This window comes from Sphingobium sp. Leaf26, assembly GCF_001421665.1.
GTDB lineage: Bacteria > Pseudomonadota > Alphaproteobacteria > Sphingomonadales > Sphingomonadaceae > Sphingobium.
Map to the genome: position 1 here is coordinate 346,128 of NZ_LMKV01000012.1, position 22,114 is coordinate 368,241.

23 protein-coding genes and 1 pseudogene are annotated in these 22,114 nt (G+C 64.3%); 12 read left to right on the plus strand and 12 right to left on the minus strand.

Features of this window, described 5'->3' with window-relative positions; all coding sequences use genetic code 11:
- Nucleotides 1-53: 53 nt before the first annotated feature.
- Complete coding sequence (gene proP, locus ASE85_RS10580; RefSeq protein ID WP_056688675.1) at nucleotides 54-1,556, minus strand: glycine betaine/L-proline transporter ProP; 1,503 nt, start codon at nucleotides 1,554-1,556, stop codon at nucleotides 54-56.
- A gap of 296 nt (nucleotides 1,557-1,852) precedes the next feature.
- Between proP and ASE85_RS10585 the strand changes: the two genes are divergently transcribed.
- Together ASE85_RS10585 and ASE85_RS10590 are read left to right on the plus strand one after the other, a co-directional pair.
- Nucleotides 1,853-2,572 (plus strand): queuosine precursor transporter, encoded by a 720-nt coding sequence (locus tag ASE85_RS10585; protein ID WP_056688676.1) that lies wholly within the window; start codon nucleotides 1,853-1,855, stop codon nucleotides 2,570-2,572.
- Nucleotides 2,573-2,634: 62 nt separating this feature from the next.
- Nucleotides 2,635-3,603 (plus strand): sensor domain-containing diguanylate cyclase, encoded by a 969-nt coding sequence (locus tag ASE85_RS10590; RefSeq protein WP_056687565.1) that lies wholly within the window; start codon nucleotides 2,635-2,637, stop codon nucleotides 3,601-3,603.
- Here the strand turns inward: ASE85_RS10590 and truA are convergent.
- The gene (gene truA / locus ASE85_RS10595) at nucleotides 3,596-4,351 is read right to left on the minus strand and encodes a tRNA pseudouridine(38-40) synthase TruA (protein WP_056687567.1); all 756 of its coding nucleotides are present in this window, start codon (nucleotides 4,349-4,351) and stop codon (nucleotides 3,596-3,598) included. The genes ASE85_RS10590 and truA overlap by 8 nt on opposite strands.
- Before the next feature lie 18 nt (nucleotides 4,352-4,369).
- On the minus strand, nucleotides 4,370-5,278 hold the full coding sequence (gene fmt, locus ASE85_RS10600) for a methionyl-tRNA formyltransferase (RefSeq protein WP_056687568.1): 909 nt from the start codon (nucleotides 5,276-5,278) through the stop codon (nucleotides 4,370-4,372).
- 53 nt (nucleotides 5,279-5,331) lie between these two features.
- Here fmt and recR point away from each other — a divergent pair, with 53 nt between their 5' ends.
- Nucleotides 5,332-5,928, plus strand: a complete 597-nt coding sequence (gene recR / locus ASE85_RS10605; protein WP_056687570.1) for a recombination mediator RecR — start codon at nucleotides 5,332-5,334, stop codon at nucleotides 5,926-5,928.
- A gap of 228 nt (nucleotides 5,929-6,156) precedes the next feature.
- Nucleotides 6,157-6,687, plus strand: coding sequence for a peptide deformylase (def, locus tag ASE85_RS10610; protein ID WP_056687572.1), 531 nt, complete (start codon nucleotides 6,157-6,159; stop codon nucleotides 6,685-6,687).
- A gap of 81 nt (nucleotides 6,688-6,768) precedes the next feature.
- On the opposite strand, the gene phoB is transcribed toward def, so the two are convergent.
- The 7 genes from phoB to ASE85_RS10645 form a co-directional block, all read right to left on the minus strand.
- On the minus strand, nucleotides 6,769-7,470 hold the full coding sequence (phoB, locus tag ASE85_RS10615) for a phosphate regulon transcriptional regulator PhoB (protein ID WP_056687574.1): 702 nt from the start codon (nucleotides 7,468-7,470) through the stop codon (nucleotides 6,769-6,771).
- Nucleotides 7,471-7,473: 3 nt separating this feature from the next.
- Nucleotides 7,474-8,169 (minus strand): phosphate signaling complex protein PhoU, encoded by a 696-nt coding sequence (phoU, locus tag ASE85_RS10620; RefSeq protein WP_056687576.1) that lies wholly within the window; start codon nucleotides 8,167-8,169, stop codon nucleotides 7,474-7,476.
- 17 nt (nucleotides 8,170-8,186) lie between these two features.
- Nucleotides 8,187-8,975, minus strand: coding sequence for a phosphate ABC transporter ATP-binding protein PstB (pstB, locus tag ASE85_RS10625; RefSeq protein ID WP_056687578.1), 789 nt, complete (start codon nucleotides 8,973-8,975; stop codon nucleotides 8,187-8,189).
- An 8-nt stretch (nucleotides 8,976-8,983) separates the two neighbouring features.
- The gene (pstA, locus tag ASE85_RS10630; protein ID WP_056687580.1) at nucleotides 8,984-10,228 is read right to left on the minus strand and encodes a phosphate ABC transporter permease PstA; all 1,245 of its coding nucleotides are present in this window, start codon (nucleotides 10,226-10,228) and stop codon (nucleotides 8,984-8,986) included.
- On the minus strand, nucleotides 10,225-11,619 hold the full coding sequence (gene pstC, locus ASE85_RS10635; protein WP_056687582.1) for a phosphate ABC transporter permease subunit PstC: 1,395 nt from the start codon (nucleotides 11,617-11,619) through the stop codon (nucleotides 10,225-10,227). The genes pstA and pstC overlap by 4 nt, the downstream gene beginning before the upstream one ends.
- 7 nt (nucleotides 11,620-11,626) lie before the next feature.
- Nucleotides 11,627-12,694 carry a substrate-binding domain-containing protein gene (locus ASE85_RS10640; protein ID WP_200928335.1) on the minus strand — a complete coding sequence of 356 codons (1,068 nt, stop codon included), beginning with the start codon at nucleotides 12,692-12,694 and terminating at the stop codon, nucleotides 11,627-11,629.
- Between the two features lie 90 nt (nucleotides 12,695-12,784).
- A complete protein-coding gene (locus ASE85_RS10645) occupies nucleotides 12,785-14,071 on the minus strand; it encodes an ATP-binding protein (RefSeq protein ID WP_056687584.1) in 1,287 nt (428 codons plus the stop codon).
- A 147-nt stretch (nucleotides 14,072-14,218) separates the two neighbouring features.
- On the opposite strand from ASE85_RS10645, the gene ASE85_RS10650 reads away from it, so the two are divergent.
- From ASE85_RS10650 to ASE85_RS10680, 7 genes are all read left to right on the plus strand, one after another.
- Complete coding sequence (locus tag ASE85_RS10650; protein ID WP_443018521.1) at nucleotides 14,219-14,623, plus strand: hypothetical protein; 405 nt, start codon at nucleotides 14,219-14,221, stop codon at nucleotides 14,621-14,623.
- A 101-nt stretch (nucleotides 14,624-14,724) separates the two neighbouring features.
- Entirely contained in the window at nucleotides 14,725-15,885 is a 1,161-nt protein-coding gene (locus ASE85_RS10655; RefSeq protein WP_056687589.1) for a glycosyltransferase, read from the plus strand.
- A 72-nt stretch (nucleotides 15,886-15,957) separates the two neighbouring features.
- Nucleotides 15,958-16,254: an HPr-rel-A system PqqD family peptide chaperone gene (locus ASE85_RS10660; RefSeq protein ID WP_056687591.1), complete on the plus strand. Its 297-nt coding sequence runs from the start codon at nucleotides 15,958-15,960 to the stop codon at nucleotides 16,252-16,254.
- Complete coding sequence (locus ASE85_RS10665) at nucleotides 16,251-17,114, plus strand: HprK-related kinase A (protein ID WP_056687593.1); 864 nt, start codon at nucleotides 16,251-16,253, stop codon at nucleotides 17,112-17,114. The genes ASE85_RS10660 and ASE85_RS10665 overlap by 4 nt, the downstream gene beginning before the upstream one ends.
- Nucleotides 17,111-18,100 carry a nucleotidyltransferase domain-containing protein gene (locus tag ASE85_RS10670; RefSeq protein ID WP_056687595.1) on the plus strand — a complete coding sequence of 330 codons (990 nt, stop codon included), beginning with the start codon at nucleotides 17,111-17,113 and terminating at the stop codon, nucleotides 18,098-18,100. The genes ASE85_RS10665 and ASE85_RS10670 overlap by 4 nt, the downstream gene beginning before the upstream one ends.
- A 118-nt stretch (nucleotides 18,101-18,218) precedes the next feature.
- The gene (locus ASE85_RS10675; protein ID WP_056687597.1) at nucleotides 18,219-19,298 is read left to right on the plus strand and encodes an endonuclease/exonuclease/phosphatase family protein; all 1,080 of its coding nucleotides are present in this window, start codon (nucleotides 18,219-18,221) and stop codon (nucleotides 19,296-19,298) included.
- A gap of 62 nt (nucleotides 19,299-19,360) precedes the next feature.
- A complete protein-coding gene (locus tag ASE85_RS10680) occupies nucleotides 19,361-20,155 on the plus strand; it encodes a hypothetical protein (protein WP_235523482.1) in 795 nt (264 codons plus the stop codon).
- 99 nt (nucleotides 20,156-20,254) lie between these two features.
- On the opposite strand, the gene ASE85_RS10685 is transcribed toward ASE85_RS10680, so the two are convergent.
- Nucleotides 20,255-20,803 (minus strand): TetR/AcrR family transcriptional regulator, encoded by a 549-nt coding sequence (locus tag ASE85_RS10685; protein WP_235523484.1) that lies wholly within the window; start codon nucleotides 20,801-20,803, stop codon nucleotides 20,255-20,257.
- 129 nt (nucleotides 20,804-20,932) lie between these two features.
- Here ASE85_RS10685 and bdcA point away from each other — a divergent pair.
- Nucleotides 20,933-21,651, plus strand: a pseudogene (bdcA, locus tag ASE85_RS10690) (SDR family oxidoreductase).
- 10 nt (nucleotides 21,652-21,661) lie between these two features.
- Here the strand turns inward: bdcA and ASE85_RS23875 are convergent.
- Nucleotides 21,662-22,048, minus strand: coding sequence for a hypothetical protein (locus ASE85_RS23875; protein ID WP_082462752.1), 387 nt, complete (start codon nucleotides 22,046-22,048; stop codon nucleotides 21,662-21,664).
- Nucleotides 22,049-22,114: the final 66 nt, after the last annotated feature.

The window sequence follows — 22,114 nt, forward strand, 5'->3', positions numbered from 1 at the left end:
TAGCGGGCGATCCGGCCGGTTGCAATCGCCTGACTGCTCCGGCCGCCAGATCGTCAGGCCATGCCGGGTGCTGGCGCCGCCGATCCGCTGACCTGTCCCGGCTGGACCAGCATGGGCGGCGAGGCGTCCACCGTGACGGGCTGATCGCCCCGCACCAGCGCGATCGCCTCCGCCCGGCTTTCGACCGCCGGGGGCGAACCGCGCAGCGGCATGCCGGCGGTTTCGCGTACGCGCCACATTGTGAGGATGCCGATCGCCGCCGCACCCATCAGATAATAGGCCGGCACCAGCGGATCGCCGGTCCGGCTCACCAGCCAAGCGGTGACGAGCGGGGTCGTCCCGCCGAACAGCGAGACGGAAATGTTGAACGCGATCGACAGGCCGCTGTATCGCACCGGCGTATAGAACAGCGCCGGCAGGGTCGACGGCATCGAACTGGTGAAGCAGACAAGGGTCACGCCCAGCAGCATCAGCCCGGCAAAGATCAGCCAGTCATTGCCCGTCCCGATCAGCCACATGCACGGCACCGACAGCAGGATCAGCGCGGTACAGGCGCCGATGATCATCGGCCGCCGCCCCAGCCGGTCGCTGATCGCCCCGCCCACGATATTGAGCGGCATCATCACCAGCATCACCAGAATGATGAGCAGTAGCCCCTTGCTGTCCGCATAGCCCATGGTGACGCTCAGATAATTGGGCATATAGGTCAGCAGCATATAGTCGGTGACGTTGAAGACCAGCACCAGCCCCATGCACTTGACCAACTGGCGCCAGTGGGTGCGCAGCAGGGCGGTCATCGGCAGGCGATCCAGCTCACGCTTGTCGGCTTCCTGCGTATAGGCGCGGAACGCGGGCGTTTCCTCCAGCTTCAGTCGCATATAAAGGCCGAGCAGCCCCAGCGGCCCCGCGATCAGGAATGGAATGCGCCATCCCCATGCCAGCATATCGGCATCGCCCAGCGTCATTTGCAGCGCCGTGACCGTACCAGCACCCATTATATACCCGCCCAGCGTGCCGAACTCCAGCCAGCTCCCCATGAAGCCGCGCTTCTGGTCGGTCGAATATTCCGCGATGAAGGTCGCCGCACCACCATATTCGCCGCCGGTCGAAAAGCCCTGGATCAGCCGCGCGACCAGCAGCAATATCGGCGCGCCCATGCCGATCCGCTCATAGGAAGGAATGAGGCCGATGGCGAAAGTCCCGATTGCCATCAGGGTCATGGTGAAGGCCAGAACCTTGTGCCGGCCGTATCGGTCGCCCAGCGGCCCGAACACCAGCCCGCCCAGCGGCCGGACGAGGAAGGCGGCCGTGAAGGTCGCAAATGTCGCGATCAGTTGCGCGGTGGGATCGCCGGCGGGAAAGAAGACGCGGCCCAATGTCACCGCCAGATAGCCATAGACGCCGAAATCGAACCATTCCATCGCATTGCCCAGCGCAGCCGCGCCCACGGCCCGGTTCAACTGCGACTTGTCGACGATGGTGATGTCGTCGACCTTCAGGTCGTGACGACGTTTGAACCAGCCAAGATGCGCGCGATGCGCGCTGGAAGTGGACATATATGTCTCCGGTCCCGCCACCGGGACGCGAAAGCTCGCGCCGCGCACGATGGGCGGATGAGGGGTCGAACAGGCGACCGTGAAAGGTGCGACGCCGCTGCGGCATCATGCGAGGAAGGGCGGACATAGGCAGCCCATGCGCAAAAGTGGGCAGCTAAGGGACGGGCCGTGGCCACAAGGGGATGAAGCGACCAGAAATGCTGCAATGCAATATTGCGGTGCAGCAAAATGACGAAACCGGCGACCCGGCTGGCGGTGGCTTGCAATCGCCCGCCTGCGCGATAAGCATCGTCTGTATGATGGATGGGGCGGTTCACAAGATCGAAGCGGATTCGCTGGGAAGCCGGCCGCTGCGCTATTATGATTTCTTCATGGCGGCCTTCGTCGCGATACTGCTGCTATCCAACCTGATCGGTGCGGCCAAGCTGTCGACGCTGGGCGGCTTCACCTTCGGCGCCGGCATCCTCTTCTTCCCGCTCGGCTATGTCATTGGCGACGTACTGACGGAAGTTTATGGCTACTCCCGCGCGCGCCGCTGCGTCTGGGCCGGTTTCGTCGCGATGCTGTTCATGGCGCTGATGAGTTGGGTCGTCGTCGTCCTGCCACCGGCAGCGGGCTGGCCCGACCAGAACGCCTATGAAGCGGTGTTCGGCAGCACCTGGCGCATCGTCTTCGCCTCGCTCGTCGCCTTCTGGGCGGGCGAGTTCGCCAACAGCTTCGTCCTCGCCAAGATGAAGCTGCTGACGCAAGGGCGGCATCTGTGGATGCGCACCATCGGCTCGACCGTGGTGGGACAGGGGGTAGACAGCCTGCTTTTCTATCCGCTCGCCTTCCTTGGCACCTGGACCCATATGCAGGTGCTGACCGTCATGGTCACCAACTGGGGCATGAAATGCCTGTGGGAAGCGGTGCTGACCCCGGTCACCTATATGGTCGTGAATTTCCTCAAGCGCCGCGAAGGGCTGGACGTCTATGATGCCGGCACCAATTTCACGCCCTTCCGCACCCGGCTCTGAAAATTTGACCACTGCGCAACGCGGTAAAGTCTCTATTTACCGCTCGCCATCAATAAGGGCGCATGAGCCGCCATCTGCACGACGATTTTGCACAACCCTTTGATTGCAATCCTTTGCCTGCCGTGGTGGAGGCCGATCTGCTCGACTCGCGCAGCAACATGATGATGGAACTGGGGCGGGCGCAGCGCCGGTTCGAGGCGACGTTTCACCATGCCCCGATCGGCATCGCCCATGTCGGGCTGGACGGCCATTTCCTGACGGTCAATCCGCGCTTCTGCGAAATCAGCGGCTATGATGCCGATACGCTGATCCGCACCGGCTTTCAGCAGATCACCCACCCCGACGATCTCCATGCGGACGAAGCGCTGCTGGCGCGGCTCAATGCCGGCGAACTGCCCCGCTACTCCATGGAAAAACGCTATATCCGCTCCGACGGCACGGTGATCTGGATCAACCTGACCGTGGCCATGGTGCGCGATGATGATGACCGGCCCGAATTCTACGTCGCGGTGATCGAGGATTTGTCCGACCTGCGTCAGGCCAGTTTCGAGGCGCTCCACGATCCGTTGACCAGCCTGCTCAACCGACGCGGCTTTGCCTGTCGCGCCAAATATATGCTGATCCATGCCGCACAGACGGGCCGCGCCGCCAGTCTTCTGTTCCTCGACCTCGACGGGTTCAAGCAGGTGAACGACCATCACGGCCATGCCGTCGGGGATGCGTGCCTGGCCGATATCGGCGCGATCCTGCGCAGCCATACGCAGGCCGGCGATGTGATCGCCCGGCTGGGCGGCGACGAATTTCTGGTGCTGCTGGCCAACCGGGAAGAAGCCGCCGTCGCCACCCTTGCCGAAGATGTGCGACTGGCGCTCGCCGCCTATGGCATCGGGATCAGTGGCAGTCTCGGCCTGGTCACCACCGACAGGCCCGACCCGGCCGACCTCGACTGGCTGATCGCCTGCGCCGACGATGCGATGCGCGACGCCAAGCGCGCCGGCAAGAATCAGGTGCGGGTCGCCGCCTTCACCTGACGCCGTCGTCCGGATAGGAGGCGCGCACGAAATACAGCCCGTCCGGCGGCGCATTCAGGCCCAGCGCCGCCCGATCCTTCGCCTCCAGCGCAGCGCGCAGATCATCCGCGCTCCATCGTCCCATGCCGACCATTGCCAGGCACCCGACCATCGACCGCACCTGATGGTGCAGGAAGGATCGCGCCGCCGCATGGATGGCGATGCGATCGCCGTCGCGTTCCACCGCCAGCCGGTCCAGCGTCTTCACCGGACTATGCGCCTGACAATGGGCGGATCGGAAGGTGGTGAAATCATGCAACCCCACCAGGAACTGCGCCGCCTCGTGCATCGCATTGGCATCCAGCGGCTGGATCACCCGCCACATCAGCCCCCGGTCGAAGGTCAGCGGCGCGCGGCGATTGGCGATGCGATAGACATAGGATCGCCCTACGCAGGAAAAGCGCGCATGCCAGTCGTCCGGCATCACCTCGCACGCCAGGATTGCCACCGGATCGGGCCGCAGCCGTGCATTGACCGCCTCCATCAGCCGGAAGGGGGCGATATCCTTGTCGATCTCCGCATGGGCGCGCATCGCCAGCCCATGGACGCCCGCATCGGTGCGCCCCGCGGCATGGATGACCGCCCGCTCGCCCGTGACCGCGAAGATCGCATCCTCAAGTCGCTGCTGCACGCTCGGCCCATGCGCTTGCCGCTGCCATCCCATGAAGGGGCGACCGTCAAATTCGACGGTGAAGGCGAAGCGGGTCATATACGACCTTCGCGCCTATTACCCATCCACCCGGCTCCCCTGCGGCATTTCGTAACCGCGCAGCAGATCGCCCGGCGTCATCACGGCTTTTCCCGCGCGCTGGATTTGCGTGACGCGGATCGCCCCATGGCCGCACCCGATCAGCAGGGCGTCGTCCAGCAATGCGCCGGGCGCGCCATCCTCATGCTCGACATGGGCCGCCAGAATGCGGAACCGTTCGCCGCCATATTCAAAGAAAGCGCCGGGGAACGGATTGAAGGCCCGCACCTGCCGCTCGACCTGAATCGCCGGGCGCGTGAAGTCGATCCGCGCCTCCGCCTTGTCGATCTTGGCCGCGTAGGTGACGCCTTCTTCGGGCTGCGCCATCGATGGATGGAGGGAAATATCGTCCAGCACCTCGACCATCAGCGCGCCGCCGGCCTGCGCCAGTTCGGCGGTCAGCGCGCCAGCAGTCTTATATTCGATCGGCGTGATATATTTGGCCCGCATCGGCCCGGTGTCCAGACCAGCCTCCATGTCCATGATGGTGACGCCGGTGACATTGTCGCCGGACAGGATCGCCCGCTGGATCGGGGCCGCCCCGCGCCAGCGCGGCAGCAGCGAGGCATGGATGTTCATGCAGCCATGGCGCGGCGCGTCCAGCACCGCGCGCGGCAGGATCAGCCCATAGGCGGCGACCACCGCGACATCGGCGTCCAGCGCGGCGAAGGCAGCCTGCACGTCCGCATCCTTGAGCGATACCGGCGTCCGTGCCTCCATGCCCAATTCCTCGGCGCGCATATGAACGGGGGAGGGTCGCAACGCCTTGCCGCGACCGGCGGGCCGGGGCGGCTGGCTGTAGACCGCGACGACGTCATGCCCTGCCTTGACCAGCGCATCGAGCGAAGGAACGGCGAAATCGGGTGTGCCCATATAGATGATACGCATGACCGATGCTCAAACCCCTTGTCTCTCCCAGTTGCAACCCCTTATCTCATGATATGGCCTCTCCTGAAATCGAAGCACTTACTCAAGCGCTGTCCCGTCTGCCCGGTCTTGGGCCCCGTTCGGCGCGGCGCGCGGTGCTGCATCTGCTCAAACGCCGCGAAGGCGCGATGGAGCCGTTGCTGCGCGCGCTGGAGGCGGTGAATGAGCGGCTCGTCACCTGTCACATCTGCGGCAATGTCGACACGGTCGACCCCTGCGGTATCTGCACCGATCATCGCCGCGATCCGCGCGCGCTGTGCGTGGTGGAGGATGTGTCGGACCTGTGGGCGCTGGACAAGTCACGCCTCTTTCCCGGCCGCTTCCATGTGCTGGGCGGGCGGCTCTCTGCGCTGGAAGGGATACGGCCGGAGGATCTCACCATCGACGCCCTGATCGCACGGCTGGAACCGGGCGGCATAGATGAGGTGGTGCTGGCGATGAACGCCACGCTGGAGGGGCAGACCACCGCTCATTATCTGGCCGAACGGCTGGAGCGCTTTCCTATCCGCCTGACGCAACTGGCGCATGGCGTGCCGGTCGGCGGCGAACTCGATTATCTGGATGAGGGCACGCTGGCGCAGGCGCTGCGGGCGCGGCGGCCGGTGGGGTAGGGGCAGGATGTGCGTTCCGGGGAACGATGGGCGGAACATGCTCGCGAACATACTGTCCTATGCTTCCCATCTCCGCTATGCTACCCGACAGCCGCCGCAGATTTTATATGTTAATTTCCAACTCTTGATCTTATATTTCAAAATATGCGGGAAATATGCGAAGTTAAGCGGCGCGCACCCCTTGTCGCCCCGCTTGATATTGCCACCTGTTCCGCCTATGTTCGGACCATGGCTATCCGTCCCATTCTTGAAGCGCCCGACCCGCGCCTGCGCACCATCTCGACCCGCGTCGAGGCGATTGACGACGATCTGCAAATGCTGATCGATGACATGTTCGAAACCATGTACGACGCGCCGGGTATCGGCCTCGCCGCGATTCAGGTCGGTGTGCCCAAGCGTGTGCTGGTCATGGACCTTCAGGAACCCGAATCGGACGAAGAAGACGCCAAGCCGGTCAAAAATCCGATGGTGTTCATCAACCCCGAAATCCTCAAGGGTTCCGAAGAATTGTCGGTCTATCAGGAAGGATGCCTGTCGGTGCCCGACCAATATGCCGAAGTGGAACGCCCTGCCACCGTCCGCGCCAGTTGGATGGACCGCGAAGGCCGCATCCATGAAGAGCAACTGGACGGGCTGCTCGCCACCTGCCTCCAGCATGAGATGGACCATCTGGAGGGCATCCTCTTCATCGACCATCTGTCCCGCATGAAGCGCGACATGCTGCTCAAGAAACTGAGCAAGGCCCGCCGCGCCGCCTGATCCGATTCGGCGGATAGCCAAAACAAAGCCTCCCCAAATTGCCTTGGGGAGGCTTTGTTTTTTCAGCCCTGGTTGGTGAAATCAGCTTATTCCGTCCGTATCGAGCGCATAGCCGGCCGACCGAACGGTGCGGATGATGTCCTGATACTGGCCGTCGCCGTTGATCGCCTTGCGCAGACGGCGGATATGCACGTCCACCGTCCGCAACTCGATGTCGCTGTCCTGGCCCCAGACGCTGTCGAGCAGCCGCTCGCGCGAAAAGACCCAGCCCGGATGCTCCAGGAAATGCTTGAGCAGGCGGAACTCGGTCGGTCCTAGCGGGATCACCTGGCCGCTGCGGCGGACCTTGTGCCCCACCGTATCCATCTCCACGTCGGAGAAGGTCAGCGTCTCACCAGCCAGCGCCGGGCGCACGCGACGCAGCACCGCGCCGACTCGCGCCACGAGTTCGCGGGGACTGAAGGGCTTGGTCACATAATCGTCCGCGCCCGTTTCCAGCCCACGGACCCGATCCTCTTCCTCACCGCGCGCCGTCAGCATGATGATGGGCACGTTGGCCGTGCCGTTCATGCGACGCAGGCGGCGGCATACCTCGATGCCGGACAGGCTTTCCACCATCCAGTCGAGCAGCACGATGTCTGGCGTACTTTCCTGCGCCATCAGCAGCGCCTCTTCGCCGTCGACCGTATGGGCGACCTCGAAATCCTCCCGCTTGAAATGCCAGATCAGCAATTCGGCCAGCGCCGCGTCGTCCTCGACCAGCAGCATTTTCGCGCGTGCCATGGATCAATCCTCCGTCTGCAAGCCGGCGCCGCGCTCACGCTCCGGCAGGGTCTGGCCGGTGGCCGCATAATAGACCATCTCCGCGACATTGGTCGCATGGTCGCCGATCCGCTCGATATTCTTGGCGACGAACAGCAGGTGGGCGCATTCGCTGATCGTCTTGGGATTTTCGACCATGAACGTCACCAGCGTGCGGAACACGCTGTTGTAGAAATCGTCCACCACCGCGTCCCGCTCGATCACCGCCAGCGCCAGGTCGGGATCGCGTGCGGCAAAGGCGTTCAGCGCATCATGCACCATCTCGCTCGCGACCTGCCCCATGGACGGCAGCAGCGAAATCGGCTCCAGCGTGCGCGTGTTGGTCGCGATCAGCGGCACGCGCTTGGCGATATTCTTGGCATAGTCGCCGATGCGTTCCACGACGCTCACGATCTTGAGCGCCGCGATGACGTCGCGCAGATCATTCGCCATGGGCGCTCGAAGCGCGATCACCTGGATCACCAGTTTCTCGACCTCCGCCTCGATCGCGTCGATCCGCTTGTCGTCGGCCACCACTTCGGCAGCCAGCTTCTTGTCCTGCCGCTGGAGGGCCAGCATCGCATTCTCGATCGCGGCTTCCGCGCGCCCGCCCATCTCGGCGATCAGCCCGCGCAACCGGTCGATTTCCTCGTCAAATGCCTTGATCGTATGTTCAGCCATGTCTGTCTCTCCCGCGATCAGCCGTAGCGACCGGTGATATAGTCCTTGGTCCGCTCCTGGCGGGGATTGGTGAAGATGTCGCTGGTCACGCCATATTCGACCAGGTCGCCCAGATGGAAAAAGGCGGTCCGCTGCGACACGCGCGCGGCCTGCTGCATATTGTGCGTGACGATGACGATGGCATAACGGCCGCGCAGTTCGTGGATCAGCTCCTCGATCTTCGCCGTCGCGATCGGGTCCAGCGCGGAACAGGGTTCGTCCATCAGGATCACCTCCGGCTCCACCGCAATGGCGCGCCCAATGCACAGCCGCTGCTGCTGGCCACCCGACAAGGCGGTGCCGCTGTCATGCAGCCGATCCTTCACCTCGTCCCACAGGCCCGCACGGCGCAGCGATTTTTCGACGATGACGTCCATGTCCGCCTTGCCCGCGGCCAGGCCGTGGATGCGCGGCCCATAGGCGATATTCTCGTAGATCGACTTGGGGAAGGGATTGGGCTTCTGGAACACCATGCCGACGCGCGCGCGCAACTGCACCACGTCCATCGACGGAGCATAGATATTTTCGCCGTCCAGCGTGATCTCACCCTCGACCCGCGCCGAAGCGACCGTATCGTTCATGCGGTTCAGCGTCCGCAGGAATGTCGACTTGCCGCAGCCCGACGGGCCGATGAAGGCGGTGACATGGTCCATGCCGACGTCGATCGACACGCCCTTGATCGCCTGCTTTTCGCCATAGAAAACCTTGACGTCGCGAGCCGACATCTTCGGGTTTTCAATGGCCAGCTTGATTTGTTCTTCTGTCATATTGCGGTTTACCACCGTGTTTCAAACTTGTTGCGCAGGTATATGGCGAGGCCGTTCATCGCGAGCAGGAAGGCCAGCAGAACGATGATCGCGGCGGACGTCTTTTCGACGAAACCCTTGGAGACTTCATCGGACCAGAGGAAAATCTGCACGGGCAACACGGTCGCCGGATCGGTGATCCCGCCCGGCGGCGTCGCGATGAACGCGCGCATCCCGATCATGAGCAGCGGCGCGGTTTCGCCCAGGGCGCGGGCCATGCCGATGATCGTGCCGGTCAATATGCCGGGCAGGGCGAGCGGCAGCACATGCTGGAACACCACCTGCACCGGACTGGCCCCAATGCCCAATGCCGCGTCGCGGATGCTGGGCGGCACCGACTTGATCGCGTTGCGCCCGGCGATGACGATGACCGGCATCGTCATCAGCGCCAGCGTCATGCCACCGACCAGCGCCGCCGATCGCGGCAGATGGGCCAGGTTCAGGAAGATCGAAAGCCCCAGCAGGCCGAAGATGATCGAGGGGACCGCCGCCAGATTGTTGATCGACACCTCGATGATGTCGGTCCACCAGTTCTTGGCCGCATATTCCTCCAGATAGAGCGCGGTCGCTACGCCCACCGGGAAGCTGAGGATCAGCGTGACGAGCATCGTCAGCAACGATCCCTTGAACGCGCCCCAGATGCCGACCTGCGTCGGATCGGTACCGTCGCTGGCAGTCAGGAAGCCCATGTTGAAACCGGTCGACAGGATACCCTGCTGTTTCAGCCGCGCCACTTCCGCCTCCATTTCGGGAGAACCTTTGCTCTTGGCGGCAAGGTCCAGACCGGTGGAGGCCGGCACGCTGATCGTCGCGGTGCGGCTCAGGATCATAGGATCGGCCTTGATCGCGTCACGGATGCTGATCCAGGCGGTGGGCGACAGCAGGTCGTCCGCCTTCTCGCCCAACACCGTCTTGGCCACCGTGCCCGTCACCATCGGCAGATTGGCGTTGGCCAGAGCCTCGTCCGTGATCGCCTTGGGATCGAGCAGCAGTGGCGAGGCCGGGAAATCGACCTTCAACGCAATCTCGGTCCGGGTGAAGCCGCGCAGGCCATTGCCCATCATGGTGACGAGCAGAAAGGCGAGGAAGGATGCGGACAGGACCACGGCGAACAGGCCGGCGAATTTGAAGCGGCGTTCGGCGGCATAGCGCCCCGCGATCCGCTTGCGCATGGCCTCCGACTTCCAGTCGGTGGGGTTGCGAACAGCGGTCATTCGTATGCCTCGCGATATTTCTTCACGACCCGCAGGGCCACGATGTTGAGCAACAGGGTAACGATGAACAGCACCAGACCCAGCGCAAAGGCTGCCAGCGTCTTCGCGCTGTCGAACTCCTGGTCGCCGGTCAGCAACTGGACGATCTGGGTCGTCACGGTGGTCACGCTGGCGAAGGGATTGGCGGTCAGGTTGGCGGCAAGGCCGGCGGCCATCACCACGATCATCGTTTCACCGATGGCGCGGCTGACGGCCAGCAATACGCCGCCCACAACACCCGGAAGCGCAGCGGGGATCAACACCTTGCGGATCGTCTCGCTGGTCGTCGCGCCCATGGCGAGACTGCCGTCGCGCATGGATTGCGGCACGGCGGCGATGCTGTCGTCGGCCATGGAGGACACGAAGGGAATGATCATCACGCCCATCACCAGACCAGCGGCCAGCGCGCTTTCGGACGACGCGCCATGGATGCCAATGGCGACCGCGAAGTCACGCAGGGCAGGGGCGATGGTCAGCGCGGCAAAATAACCGTAGACCACCGTCGGCACGCCCGCCAGCATCTCCAGCGTCGGCTTCATCCACTTGCGGACGGTCGGGCTGGCATATTGCGTCAGGTAGATGGCGCTCATCAGGCCCAGCGGGATGGCGACGATCATCGCGATGATCGCACCGATGAAGATGGTGCCCCAGAAAAGCGGTACCGCGCCGAACGCATCATCATTGCCATAGCCCATGGCCGCCGATTGCGGCGACCATTTGGTGCCGAACAGGAAGTCGATAGGATTGACCATGGAGAAGAAGCGGAAGCTTTCCCACAGCAACGACGCGACGATGCCCACCGTCGTGATGATGGCGATCAGCGATGCGATCAGCAGGCTTGCCATCACTAGCCGCTCGACCCGCGTCCGCGCCCGGAAATCGGGACGGATGCGAGTGAAAGCGAAGGCGCCGCCGGCAAAGGCCAGCACCAGCGCCAGAACAGCACCCGCGATGCCATATTTGTCGAGCGCGGCGCGATAAGGTTCGACCAAGCCCTGCGACAGGGGGTTGAATGCGCCCGCCTGATTGCCGCTGGCGATCGCCCGCGCCTCGCCCAGGATGGCGGAGCGGGAGAAGCCATCGAGAGGCAGGCTCTGCGCGGCCGGGTCGGCCAGCACGCTCTGCGTGACGAGGCCGGGTGCGACATTGACCCATATGATCAGGAATATCGCAGCCGGGATCAGCGTCCACAGCGCGACATACCAGCCATGATAGCCAGGCAATGAGTGGACGGCGTCACGCCGCCCCGTGGCCCGCGCCACGGTTTGCAGCCGCAGCGCGCGGGCGCGGGCGCTGACCCAGGCGATCGCGCCCAGGCCCGCCAGCAGCAGGAGGATGGCTGGTCCGGTCATGTCGCCCTTACTTCAGCTGCGAACCGTCGAGGACGGTCAGCGCCTTGACGATCTCGGCGCTCTTCTTGCGCACATCTTCCGGCGCCGCGACCATGCCGCGCTTGGTCAGCGCGCCATCGGGGTTCCAGTTGGCGGCAAAGGCGTTCAGGAAGCCCTGAAGCCCAGGTATCGCCTGCATATGCGCCTTCTTCACATAGATGTAGAGCGGGCGGGCGCCGGGATATTGGCCGGTCGACACGGTTTCATAGGTCGCCTCGACCCCGTTGATCGAAACGTCCTTCAGCGTGTCCTTATTTTCCTCCAGGAAGCTGAAGCCGAACACGCCGACCGCATTGGGGTTCGCGCCCAGCTTCTGCACGATCAGATTGTCGTTCTCGCCGGAGTCGACATATTTGCCGTCTTCGCGAACACGGGTGCAGGTCGCCTTATATTCGTCCTCGCTCTTTTCCTTGAGCGCCTTCATCGCCTCGTCCGACTGGCAGCCCTTTTCCAGGATCAGTTCGGCGAGCGAATCGCGCGTGCCGCTGGTGGACGGCGGGCCGAAGACGGAGATGGCGATCGCGGGCAGGCTGGGGTCCACGTCTTTCCAGGTCTGGGCCTTGTTCGGACCCTTGCCATAGGGATTGGCGGCCAGCGCCTCATAGACGATCTTGGGGGTCAGCTTCAGGCCCGGACCCTTGTTCGATTCGGCAAAGGCCAGGCCGTCGACGCCGATCTGGATTTCCACGATGTCCTTCACGCCATTGGCGGCGCATTGCTCATATTCCGCCTTCTTCATCCGGCGCGATGCGTCGGCGATGTCGGGATATTGAGCGCCGACGCCTGCGCAAAACAGCTTCATGCCACCGCCAGTGCCGGTCGATTCGATGATCGGCGACTTCATGCCGGCATTGCCCTGCACGAACAGTTCGGCGACCGCCGTGGCAAAAGGATAGACGGTGGACGAACCGACCGCGCGGATCTGGTCGCGGGTCTGGCCGGCACCGCCGCTGGACTGGTCGCCGCAGGCGGAAAGGCTGAGAACGCTGACGGTCGTGGCGGCGAGCAATGCGAATGTCTTCACGGAAACCTCCATAAACAAGGCCGCGATTCGCAAGTCGCCGCCCCCCTGTGGAAGCGCCCTAGCCGCGGACAGTCGCGCATTTGTGACAGTCAGGTTTCGTTTTTATGACATCGTCCCCGAAAGCGCTGATGGTCGCTTCTTTTCGTCATTTTTTGCAGGGGCCTCCTCGACAGGCGGTGGCAGCAGCACGGTGATGGTCGTGCCCTTGCCCAACGTGCTGGCGATGTCGAACCGCCCGCGATGCCGTTCCACGATATGCTTGACGATGGCCAGGCCCAGGCCAGTGCCACCCATCGCCCGGCTCCGCCCGGAATCGACACGGTAGAATCGCTCGGTCAGGCGCGGCAGATGATCGGGGCCGATCCCTTCACCTTCGTCGGCAACGGTTAGCCGGGTCATGCCGCTCGGCCCCTCGTTCAGCGTCACGCGGATCGGCGTGCCGGGGCGCCCATATTTGATCGAGTTGCCGATGAGGTTGTGCAGCAACTGGGACAATTGCGCCCGGTCGCCCTGAACGCTCGGCAATAAAGGCGTGATCTCCATCTCTACCTCGCGTCCCCGCTCGCCATGGCTGGATCGGAAGACGCCTACCACCTCGGCCGCCAGTTCGGACATATCGACCAGTGCGTCGGGCGCACGATATTTCTCCGCCTCGATCCGGCTGAGCGAGATGAGGTCGTCGATCAGCCGCTGCATCCGTCGCGCCTCGCCGTCCATGATCTTCAGGAAGCGCTGGCGCGTTTCGGTGTCCTTGCCCAGTTCCGGGTCGGCCAATGTCTCGATGAAGCCCAATATGCCGGCCAGTGGCGTGCGCAGTTCATGGCTGGCATTGGCGACGAAATCGACCCGCATCCGTTCGGCCGCGTGGGTGCCGCTATGATCGACCAGATGGACCAGCCGGCGTATATCGGCGACCTGCCCGATCGGCGCCACGCGCATCTGCCAGCGCTGGTCGCGGCTGCCCAGGCCCACCAGTTCCACCATCACCGGTTCGGCCATCGGCGCGCTGTTGGCCAGCCGTTCGGCGGCGGCGGGGTGGCGAATGGCGATACGGGCATCCTCCCCCTCGATATGGTTACCCAGCAAGCGCTGCGCCGCCCGATTCGCCCGCACGATCCGTCCGCGCTCCACCAGCATCAGGGGGTCGGAAATCCCTTCCAGCAGGCTGGCGAAATCGGGATGGGCGATCAGGTCGGGCGTATCCGGCGCGACCTGTGCATGCACCGGTCGGACGGCAATGCCTTCGGCGCAGATGAGCAGTACGATCAGCCCCGCCAAGATGGGCAAGGCGATGGTGATGGGCGAAGCGCCCAGCAACAACGCGCCGCCAGTACCAAGCAACAGCATGGCGAGGGAGGCCGTGATCTGGGATATTGTCAGTCGATTCATGGTTACCGCGCTGGATTTGTCGCGCAATTGCTGCGATGGCTATGGCAATAATGTGCAATCTTTACGCTTTGACAAGCGGGACGAACGGATCTTGACGCAATGAGCGACCAGAAGCCCGAACAGGATGATGCGCAGGCGCCCGATGCAATGGTTGCGCCCGTTGTGCAAGAATCGCCGGACTCTCTGGCTGTGCCTACCCGCCGGCAATTGCTGATGGGCGGTGCGGTGGCGGCATCCGCCATTGTGTCGATTCGCCCCGCGCTCGCCAATACCGCCGCTTCGGTGCTCAACTGCACCATCCCTGTGCCCGATCAGGGGCGTGCCGGCAATTTCATCGCGCCCAGCGGGCAACTGGTGCCGTCGGGCACACCCGGCGCTTATCCCGGAACCGGTCGCAGCTTCACCGGCGAACAGGTGAAGCAGGCGCTGCGCGGCGGGCGACTGCCCGGCACCGGCTATGAGCAGAATCAGGCCTATCTCAACTATATCCGCCGGCTTCAGCGGGGGACGAGCGGCTTTACCTGCTACGCCTCGCTGCAAATGCCGCGCTGATCCGTTCTGCTATCGCCCTGAGATGATTTGAACGAATACGGGTTGCCCGCGTTGACGACGTCGAACCTGCAACGGTCCGATCTTTCGTCGAGGGCATATCCATGTTTCAGTCCCGCCGCACCTTGGCGCGCGATTTTTCGGTGGCGGTCTATCTGTACCAACCCGGTGACGGCGGGCTGGACCGCGTCGCCATCCTGCTGGCCAATCACTTGCTGCACCGGGGCGTTCCGGTGGAATTGTGGATGACGCACACGGATGGCGCCTGTGCGCATCTGATCGACCCGGAACTGACGATCCGGCAGGTGCCTGCTCTGGGCGGGACGCGCCGCCTGTCGATGATCGCGCAATTCCCGGCGCTCGCCGCGATGGTCCGTCGGCATCGGCCGGACATTCTCTATTCCGCCGGCAATCAGAGCAACATGCTGGTCGCGCTCGCGACGCTGGGCACCGCAACCCGCGCCGTCAGCCGCATTTCCAATCCGATCGTGCGTCCCGGTCAGCAGGGGCTGGGCGCCTGGATGCGACTGAAGCGCTTCCGCGCCATCGCGTACCTCAGCGACCTGACGATCGTCATGGGCGAGCATGATCGCGCCCTGCTGGACGGCAGCGGTGACGCGCGGTTGCTGCCTCGCCCGACCGTCACCCATGCGATGGAGCAGGCCCGCGCCGGGCGCATGCCACGCCAGGCTGGCGATCCCTGGCGGCTGTTGATGGTCGGACGACTGGCCGGGCAGAAGGATCAGGCGCTCGCCCTGACCGCGCTGGCGCGGTTGCGCCATCATGACTGGCGCCTCACCATTGCAGGACAGGGGCCGTTGCGGGATGATCTGGAACGGCAATGCGTGGCGCTGGGCATCGCCGATCGGGTCGATTTTGCCGGCTTCGTCTGTGACCCCGACCGACTTGCTGCACTGATGGGGCGGGCCGATTTGCTGCTTCAGCCCTCCCGCTGGGAAGGGTTGTGCGCCACCCTGATCGAAGCGATGGCCTGCGGCACGGATGTCGTTGCTACCGACTGCACGCCCAATATCCGGCTGTTACTAGCTACAGGCGGGCAGCATCCCGCGACGCCGGTCGGCGATGCAGGCGCCTTCGCCCGCGCCATCGAACGCAGCATGACCCGGCCGGCCCCTGCTGCCATGCGCGCCGCCGCGATCCGCGACCATGGCGTCGATCGTGCACTCGACCGCTATCTGCGCGCCTTCGAAGGGCTGGCCGGCAGCCATGTCCGCCAAACCGTGCCGGCGCCAGCCCTCTCCTGATATATCATGGCCTGATGCGTTAGGCTCTTGGCTACGTCTTTCGCGCTACAGCGAGTTGGACAGTAGTTTGGGATGCCGGATTTGGACGCGACGACAGCCTATCGCCGGGATGCAGCGGACGCGGTTACGGCCTGTATCCTCGACGATCTCACGCTTTTCTACCACCATCGCTCCGGCCAGACCCATATGGTCATCAGCCCCGTGCCGGAAATCATGGAGCGCATGGCCGATGGCGCATCTGTCACCGCGCAGGTGATGCACGACCGGCTGGCACGGGATTATGATCTGGGGCCGCAAGAGGAAGCGATAGCGGAAATCACCGCGCATCTCGACGCACTGGTCGCGCTGGGTCTGGTGCGCCTCGCATGAAGCACAACATCACCCTGCGCATCGGCCCCGCGACCTTTCGCATCGGTTCCGCCTGGCCGCAGCCGATTGCACAATTGGCGCAGCTCTATGCGGCCTATCCCGATGTCCGGGGTGCGGTCGCCGACTTTACGGTCCGTCTCCAGCCGACCAACCTGCTGCGTCGTGTCCTACGCCCGTCCATCTTCATCACCGGCGACCATGGCCTGGCCGATGCCGCACCGATGAGCCTTGCCCATGGCCTGCTGGCCGCCGAAATGGGGATGAATCTGCAAATGGCGCTGGGCTGGCGGCGGCACTTGCTGCTCCATGCCTCCAGCGTGGAGAAGGATGGCCGGGTGCTGGTCATGACCGGCGAGTCCGGGTCGGGAAAGTCGACCCTTTCGGCCCTGTTGGGCGAGCGGGGTTGGCGCTTCATGGGCGACGAGTTCGCTCTGCTCGATTGCGATAGCGGCGCGATCCTGCCCTTTCCCCGGCTCGTCAGCCTGAAGAACCGCGCGATCGACGTCGTGGCCGATGCGGTAGGGGAAGCGCGCATGGGACCGCTGCTGAACGCCACGGCCAAGGGCGACATTCGCCATATGGTGCCCCGCTCCGACGCCGTTGCACGGATGGATCAGGGTGGGATGCCGGCCCTGCTGCTCTTTCCCCGTTTCGGCCATGCCGCCGACGTGCGTACGTTGGGGCAGGGCGAAATCTTCATGCGTCTCACCCAGGCCTCCACCAATTATGTCGCGTTGGGAGAACCGGCCTTCACCGGCCTCACGCGCTTCGTGCGACAGGTGCCGGCGCGGGCGATCGACTTCGCATCGGGCGAGGAAGCCTTCGCCATGGTCGATCGGCTGTGGGAGGAACTGGCATGAGCGCGGCCCTGCTGGTGCGGGTGTTGCGTGATCCGGCGCAGGTCGGGCGGCTGGACGCGGATGGCTGGAACCGCCTGCTCGCCGCGGCGCGGGCCGAGCGGCTGATCGGGACGCTGGCCTTTCGACTGGATGATATCGCGGTGCCCGACGGGGTGCGGCCGATCCTAACGGATGCGAAGCGCGACACGGCGCGGGAGGCGCAGCAGGCGCTGTGGGAAGCGGACCGGGCGGGGCAAGCGATGCGCGGGCTGGGCGTCAGGCTCGTGCTACTCAAGGGCACGGCCTATGTCGCGGCCGGCCTGCGCGCCGGGCAGGGGCGCTTCATCGGCGATCTCGATATATTGGTGCCGCGCGACACCATGCCGGCGGTGGAGCGGGCGTTGATCGCGGCGGGATGGGAATGGGTCAAGGAAGACCCCTATGACGACGCCTATTATCGGCAATGGATGCACGAGCTGCCGCCGATGATCCATGTCGAGCGCGACCGGATGATCGACGTCCATCATACCGTGCTGCCGCTGACTGCAAGGCAGACCCCCGATGCCGCCGCGATGATCGCCGACGCCGTTCCCATAATCAATGGGTTATATGTCCTATCGACCGAGGATCGGATCGTCCATTCGGTCGCCCACATGCTCGCCGATGGCGACATGCAGGGCGGCCTGCGCAATCTGTGGGATATTCATTGCCTGCTGCCCGATGCCGATCCGGCGGCGCTGGAGGCGCGGGCCACGCATCACGGCCTCGCCAGCCATGTGCGGCAGGCGCGGCGACTGGCGGCTGCGATCTATGGCGATGGAGCATGCCTGACCCTGTGGGACCGGCTGGCGCGGGCGCGACTGCTGGCCCGCAATGGCTGGGGGCAGGAAAGCCGCAAGCTGCTGGTCTTTGCCTTCTACCTGCGTTCGCACTGGCTGCGCATGCCGCCGCTGATGCTGCTGCGGCACCTCTGGACCAAATGGCGCAAGGGGCATCGGCCCCAATAGATGACAGGCGTGCGTCGACGCGATGACACTGGCTGACTTGCAACTTTAACCGCACTGCCATCGCGCGGACATGGGCATGACCCACGGGCGGGCTAGACGCCGTTCAGGGGTCTGTATCATGTTCAAACCAGCGCGCGCCTTATTGTTTGCGAGCCTGACGGCCTTGCTGGCCGCCAGTTCGCCCAGCGTCAGTTCGCCCGGTGATCGGCGAATGCCGTCGCCTGTCGCGGCAAAGGCTGACCTGCCGCTCTCCATCATGACCTATAATGTCATGGGCCTGCCATGGCCGATCGCCTTCGGCCGGGACGAGGCGCTGGGACGGATAGCCGATCGGCTGGCGGGACTGCGGGTGGAGGCGCGCCAGCCCCATATCGTGCTGATCCAGGAAGGTTTCGTCGCCGACCCGACCGCGTTCGCACGGCGCGCCGGCTATCCCTATGTCGCGGCCGGGCCTGACCCGGCGATGCGCAGCGCCATCTCCGCTACCGCCGCCGACCGCGCCTATCTGCACGCCGCGCGCTGGGACCGGGGAGAGGCGCTGGACAAACCGTTGAGCAGCGGCCTCATCATCCTGTCCGACTATCCGATCGAAGCGGTCGATCGCATCGCCTATCCCGCCTTTGCCTGTGCCGGGTTCGACTGCCTGGCCAATAAGGGCGCGATGATCGCCCATCTGCGCGTGCCGGGCATCGACCGGCCCGTCGCCGTGGTGAACACCCACCTCAACGCGCGCAAGGCCGCTGGCGTACCGATCGCCCGATCGCTTCGGGCGTTCGATCGGCAGGCGGGGCTGCTCGCCCGCTTCGTGGCGCGCCATGTACCGCGCGATCGCATGCTGTTGCTGGGCGGCGACCTCAATATCGGTGGCGATGCACAGCGCATCCGAACCTTCTTTGCGCATTGGAACCGTCCCGGCCTGACGTTCGTCGCGCCGCTTCTTGGTGGCGGGGAGCAGGCAAAGGCACAGGCATTGCTGGCCGATCCGGCCGACCAGCGCGATCTGGACGAAGCGGTCCTCCGGTCGAAGGACTGGATCTTCGCCCGCAGCGCAGTCGGTGCGCCGATGCCGGTGGCGGCCGCACATATCCCCTTTGGCGGCCCGGTCGACCAGCGCCTGTCCGACCATGTCGGCTATGCTATCGGCTACGGACCAACCGAGAAAAGGCCGCTGCGCTTCGCCGATGGGGGAGGCCGCTGATGCGCATCCTATCGGCGGGACTTTCTTGATCGGAGCGGGCGATGCGGCACGGAATGACGATAATGGCTATAACGGTACTGGCGATCGCCGGTGCAGCGCAGGCGCAGGATGCCGATGCGCCGTCACCCCCTCCGTCGCCCGTCGCGCTGCGCCTGCCCGCGCCCGAAGCGCATCAGGGCGTCGCGTCGGATGGCGTCCATGTCTATGCGATCGACAACGACCGGATCGGCAAATATGTCATCGCCACCGGCCAGCGTGTCGCGCAGTGGCAGGGCGAGCGCCGCCTCTTCCCGCATATGAACAGTTGCACCGTGGCGGACCGCGAACTTGTCTGCGCCGCGTCCAACTATCCCGCCGTGCCGCAGACCAGCGCGATCGAGATTTTCGACACGAAGACGCTGCGCCATCTGCGCACCGTCAGCCTCGGCTTTGGTCCCGGCTCGCTGACCGTGCTGGATCGCCATGCCGGCAAATGGTGGGCGGTCTACGCCAATTATGCGGGCAAGGGGGGCGAGCCGAACCGTGACCATCGCTACACATTGCTGGTGCGGATGGACGATGGCTTCCGGCAGGAAGCGGCCTGGACCTTCCCGCAGCAGGTGCTGGCCCGGTTCGCGCCCTTCAGTTGTTCGGGCGGCAGTTGGAGCAAGGACGGTCGCCTCTATGTGACCGGCCATGACCGGCCGGAAATGTACGAACTCGCCCTGCCGGAGGCGGGGTCGGTGCTGGAATGGAAACGCACCATCGGCATAGCATCGCCGGGGCAGGCGATCGACTGGGACCCGAAGGTCGCCGGTCGCCTCTGGTCGGTCGATCGCAAGCAGACGACGCTGGTCGCCAGCGGCATCGCGGACTAGAGCGCGCTGCGTTAAATCCGATGCAGGTCGCGCGCTCTAAGTTTTTGTTTTCGCATGGTTTTAAGCGAAAAGCCGGTTCCCACTTTTCCGCACGATGCTCTAGGCGGTGGGCAGCATCGCCGCGATCGCCAGCGCCGCCATGTTGGCGACGGCGGTCAAACGTTCGGTCGAGTGGCCGGCGCGCGCATCGGCGGACATGCCGGACATCACCGCCGCCACATAATCAGCCACGACGTCCGCCTTGTCGGGATGGGTGACGGCGATGAAGCCATGCAATTGCTGCACGCTGGCGTCCTTGCAACTGCGCGCGCGACAGGCGGCATCGGCGTCCGTGCTGCGTTCGCCCTCCAGCACCAGGCACCCCGCCGTCGCCGGATCGGCCGAATAGATGCGGGCCGCCTTGCGCAACAGGTTGGTCAGCGCTTCCGCAGGGCGGGCGTCAGGATCGGTTGCTGGCCCGATCAATGGTTCGCTCAATGGCGAGGCGCGCGAATAGCGATCCAGCACTTCCGCATAGAGTAGGGCCTTGCTGCCGAACGCGGCATAGAGGCTGGGTGGATTGATGCCCATCGCTTCGGCGAGCGCAGCCACGCCGACTCCCTCATAACCCTGCGCATGGAACAGCGCCTGGGCCTGATCCAATGCCATGTCCCGGTCAAAAGCGCGGGGGCGCCCACGCCCTCTGGTTTTTATTTTATCACTCACTACAAAAATCCTTGAAGCGACCTTGTGCTGATTTATATAGCGATCACTAATCATTTCTCAAGGAACAGGATCATGACCGACTTCACTGGAAAGAAAGCCCTCGTCATCGGCGGCAGCCGTGGCATCGGCGCCGCCATCGTTCGCCGCTTCACCAAGGATGGCGCCGCCGTCACCTTCACCTATGCCGGATCGCATGACGCGGCGCAGGCGCTGGCCGCCGAAACAGGATCGACCGCCGTCCGCTCCGATGCGGCCGACCGCGACGCCACCATCGCCACGGTCGCCCGGCAGGGCGCGCTCGACATCCTCGTCATCAATGCCGGCGTCGGCATATTGGGCGATGCGCTGGAGCAGGATGCCGATGCGATCGACCGGATGATCGACATCAATGTCCGCGCGCCTTACCACGCCGCAGTCGAGGCTGCCCGCCAAATGCCCGATGGTGGCCGCATCATCGTGATCGGATCGGTCAATGGCGATCGCATGCCCTTCGCCGGCGGGGCGGCCTATGCGCTCACCAAATCGGCGTTGCAGGGGCTGGCCCGTGGTCTGGCCCGTGATTTCGGTCCGCGCGGCATCACCGTCAACATCGTCCAGCCCGGCCCGACCGATACCGACATGAACCCGTCGGATGGCCCGATGGCCGACATGATGCATGATTTCATGGCGATCCGCCGCCATGCCACTGGTGAGGAGATTGCCGGCCTGACCGCTTATCTGGCCGGACCGGAAGCGGGAATCATCACCGGGGCGATGCACACGATCGGATCGATGGTGGCTTCGGAGCCTGAGCCTCTCCTGTCAGGCTGCGATGCCCGGCGGCTGGAGGTCTTCGGACATCAGCCACATTTCCGCCGGCAATTGCGAAGAGAACACGCCGACGATCGCCCTGCCGAGGCGCGCGCGGACATACATCTTGTCCGCGACGTCGGCGACCAGGATGGCCACACGGTCGGTGGGCAGATAGGTCCGTTCCATATGATGCAGGATGCGGGCTTCGGTTTCTCGCGCCTGCCGCTGCGCCTCGGTCACGTCGGACAATATGCGAATCGGCAGGCCATTGCGGCGTCGATCGGCGATGACCAGGCCCAGATGCGTGTAATGGCGATCGACATCGGCGATCGACCATAGTCCGGTTGCGTGGACAAAGATGATTCCGTCAGGATCGTCCAGTTCGCATGCGATCATAGGGCACCTTGGAGCAACACGGAAAACATAACCTAAATCAAGTCAATGCAGCAAACCGCTTCACCA

What these genes read in the sequence shown, in the direction of transcription:
- proP (WP_056688675.1), bottom strand. Translation starts at nt 1,556, where the DNA reads ATGTCCACTTCCAGCGCGCATCGCGCGCATCTTGGCTGGTTCAAACGT.
- ASE85_RS10585 (WP_056688676.1), top strand. Translation starts at nt 1,853, where the DNA reads ATGATGGATGGGGCGGTTCACAAGATCGAAGCGGATTCGCTGGGAAGC.
- ASE85_RS10590 (WP_056687565.1), top strand. Translation starts at nt 2,635, where the DNA reads ATGAGCCGCCATCTGCACGACGATTTTGCACAACCCTTTGATTGCAAT.
- truA (WP_056687567.1), bottom strand. Translation starts at nt 4,351, where the DNA reads ATGACCCGCTTCGCCTTCACCGTCGAATTTGACGGTCGCCCCTTCATG.
- fmt (WP_056687568.1), bottom strand. Translation starts at nt 5,278, where the DNA reads ATGCGTATCATCTATATGGGCACACCCGATTTCGCCGTTCCTTCGCTC.
- recR (WP_056687570.1), top strand. Translation starts at nt 5,332, where the DNA reads ATGGCCTCTCCTGAAATCGAAGCACTTACTCAAGCGCTGTCCCGTCTG.
- def (WP_056687572.1), top strand. Translation starts at nt 6,157, where the DNA reads ATGGCTATCCGTCCCATTCTTGAAGCGCCCGACCCGCGCCTGCGCACC.
- phoB (WP_056687574.1), bottom strand. Translation starts at nt 7,470, where the DNA reads ATGGCACGCGCGAAAATGCTGCTGGTCGAGGACGACGCGGCGCTGGCC.
- phoU (WP_056687576.1), bottom strand. Translation starts at nt 8,169, where the DNA reads ATGGCTGAACATACGATCAAGGCATTTGACGAGGAAATCGACCGGTTG.
- pstB (WP_056687578.1), bottom strand. Translation starts at nt 8,975, where the DNA reads ATGACAGAAGAACAAATCAAGCTGGCCATTGAAAACCCGAAGATGTCG.
- pstA (WP_056687580.1), bottom strand. Translation starts at nt 10,228, where the DNA reads ATGACCGCTGTTCGCAACCCCACCGACTGGAAGTCGGAGGCCATGCGC.
- pstC (WP_056687582.1), bottom strand. Translation starts at nt 11,619, where the DNA reads ATGACCGGACCAGCCATCCTCCTGCTGCTGGCGGGCCTGGGCGCGATC.
- ASE85_RS10640 (WP_200928335.1), bottom strand. Translation starts at nt 12,694, where the DNA reads ATGGAGGTTTCCGTGAAGACATTCGCATTGCTCGCCGCCACGACCGTC.
- ASE85_RS10645 (WP_056687584.1), bottom strand. Translation starts at nt 14,071, where the DNA reads ATGAATCGACTGACAATATCCCAGATCACGGCCTCCCTCGCCATGCTG.
- ASE85_RS10650 (WP_443018521.1), top strand. Translation starts at nt 14,219, where the DNA reads ATGGTTGCGCCCGTTGTGCAAGAATCGCCGGACTCTCTGGCTGTGCCT.
- ASE85_RS10655 (WP_056687589.1), top strand. Translation starts at nt 14,725, where the DNA reads ATGTTTCAGTCCCGCCGCACCTTGGCGCGCGATTTTTCGGTGGCGGTC.
- ASE85_RS10660 (WP_056687591.1), top strand. Translation starts at nt 15,958, where the DNA reads ATGCCGGATTTGGACGCGACGACAGCCTATCGCCGGGATGCAGCGGAC.
- ASE85_RS10665 (WP_056687593.1), top strand. Translation starts at nt 16,251, where the DNA reads ATGAAGCACAACATCACCCTGCGCATCGGCCCCGCGACCTTTCGCATC.
- ASE85_RS10670 (WP_056687595.1), top strand. Translation starts at nt 17,111, where the DNA reads ATGAGCGCGGCCCTGCTGGTGCGGGTGTTGCGTGATCCGGCGCAGGTC.
- ASE85_RS10675 (WP_056687597.1), top strand. Translation starts at nt 18,219, where the DNA reads ATGTTCAAACCAGCGCGCGCCTTATTGTTTGCGAGCCTGACGGCCTTG.
- ASE85_RS10680 (WP_235523482.1), top strand. Translation starts at nt 19,361, where the DNA reads ATGGCTATAACGGTACTGGCGATCGCCGGTGCAGCGCAGGCGCAGGAT.
- ASE85_RS10685 (WP_235523484.1), bottom strand. Translation starts at nt 20,803, where the DNA reads ATGGCATTGGATCAGGCCCAGGCGCTGTTCCATGCGCAGGGTTATGAG.
- ASE85_RS23875 (WP_082462752.1), bottom strand. Translation starts at nt 22,048, where the DNA reads ATGATCGCATGCGAACTGGACGATCCTGACGGAATCATCTTTGTCCAC.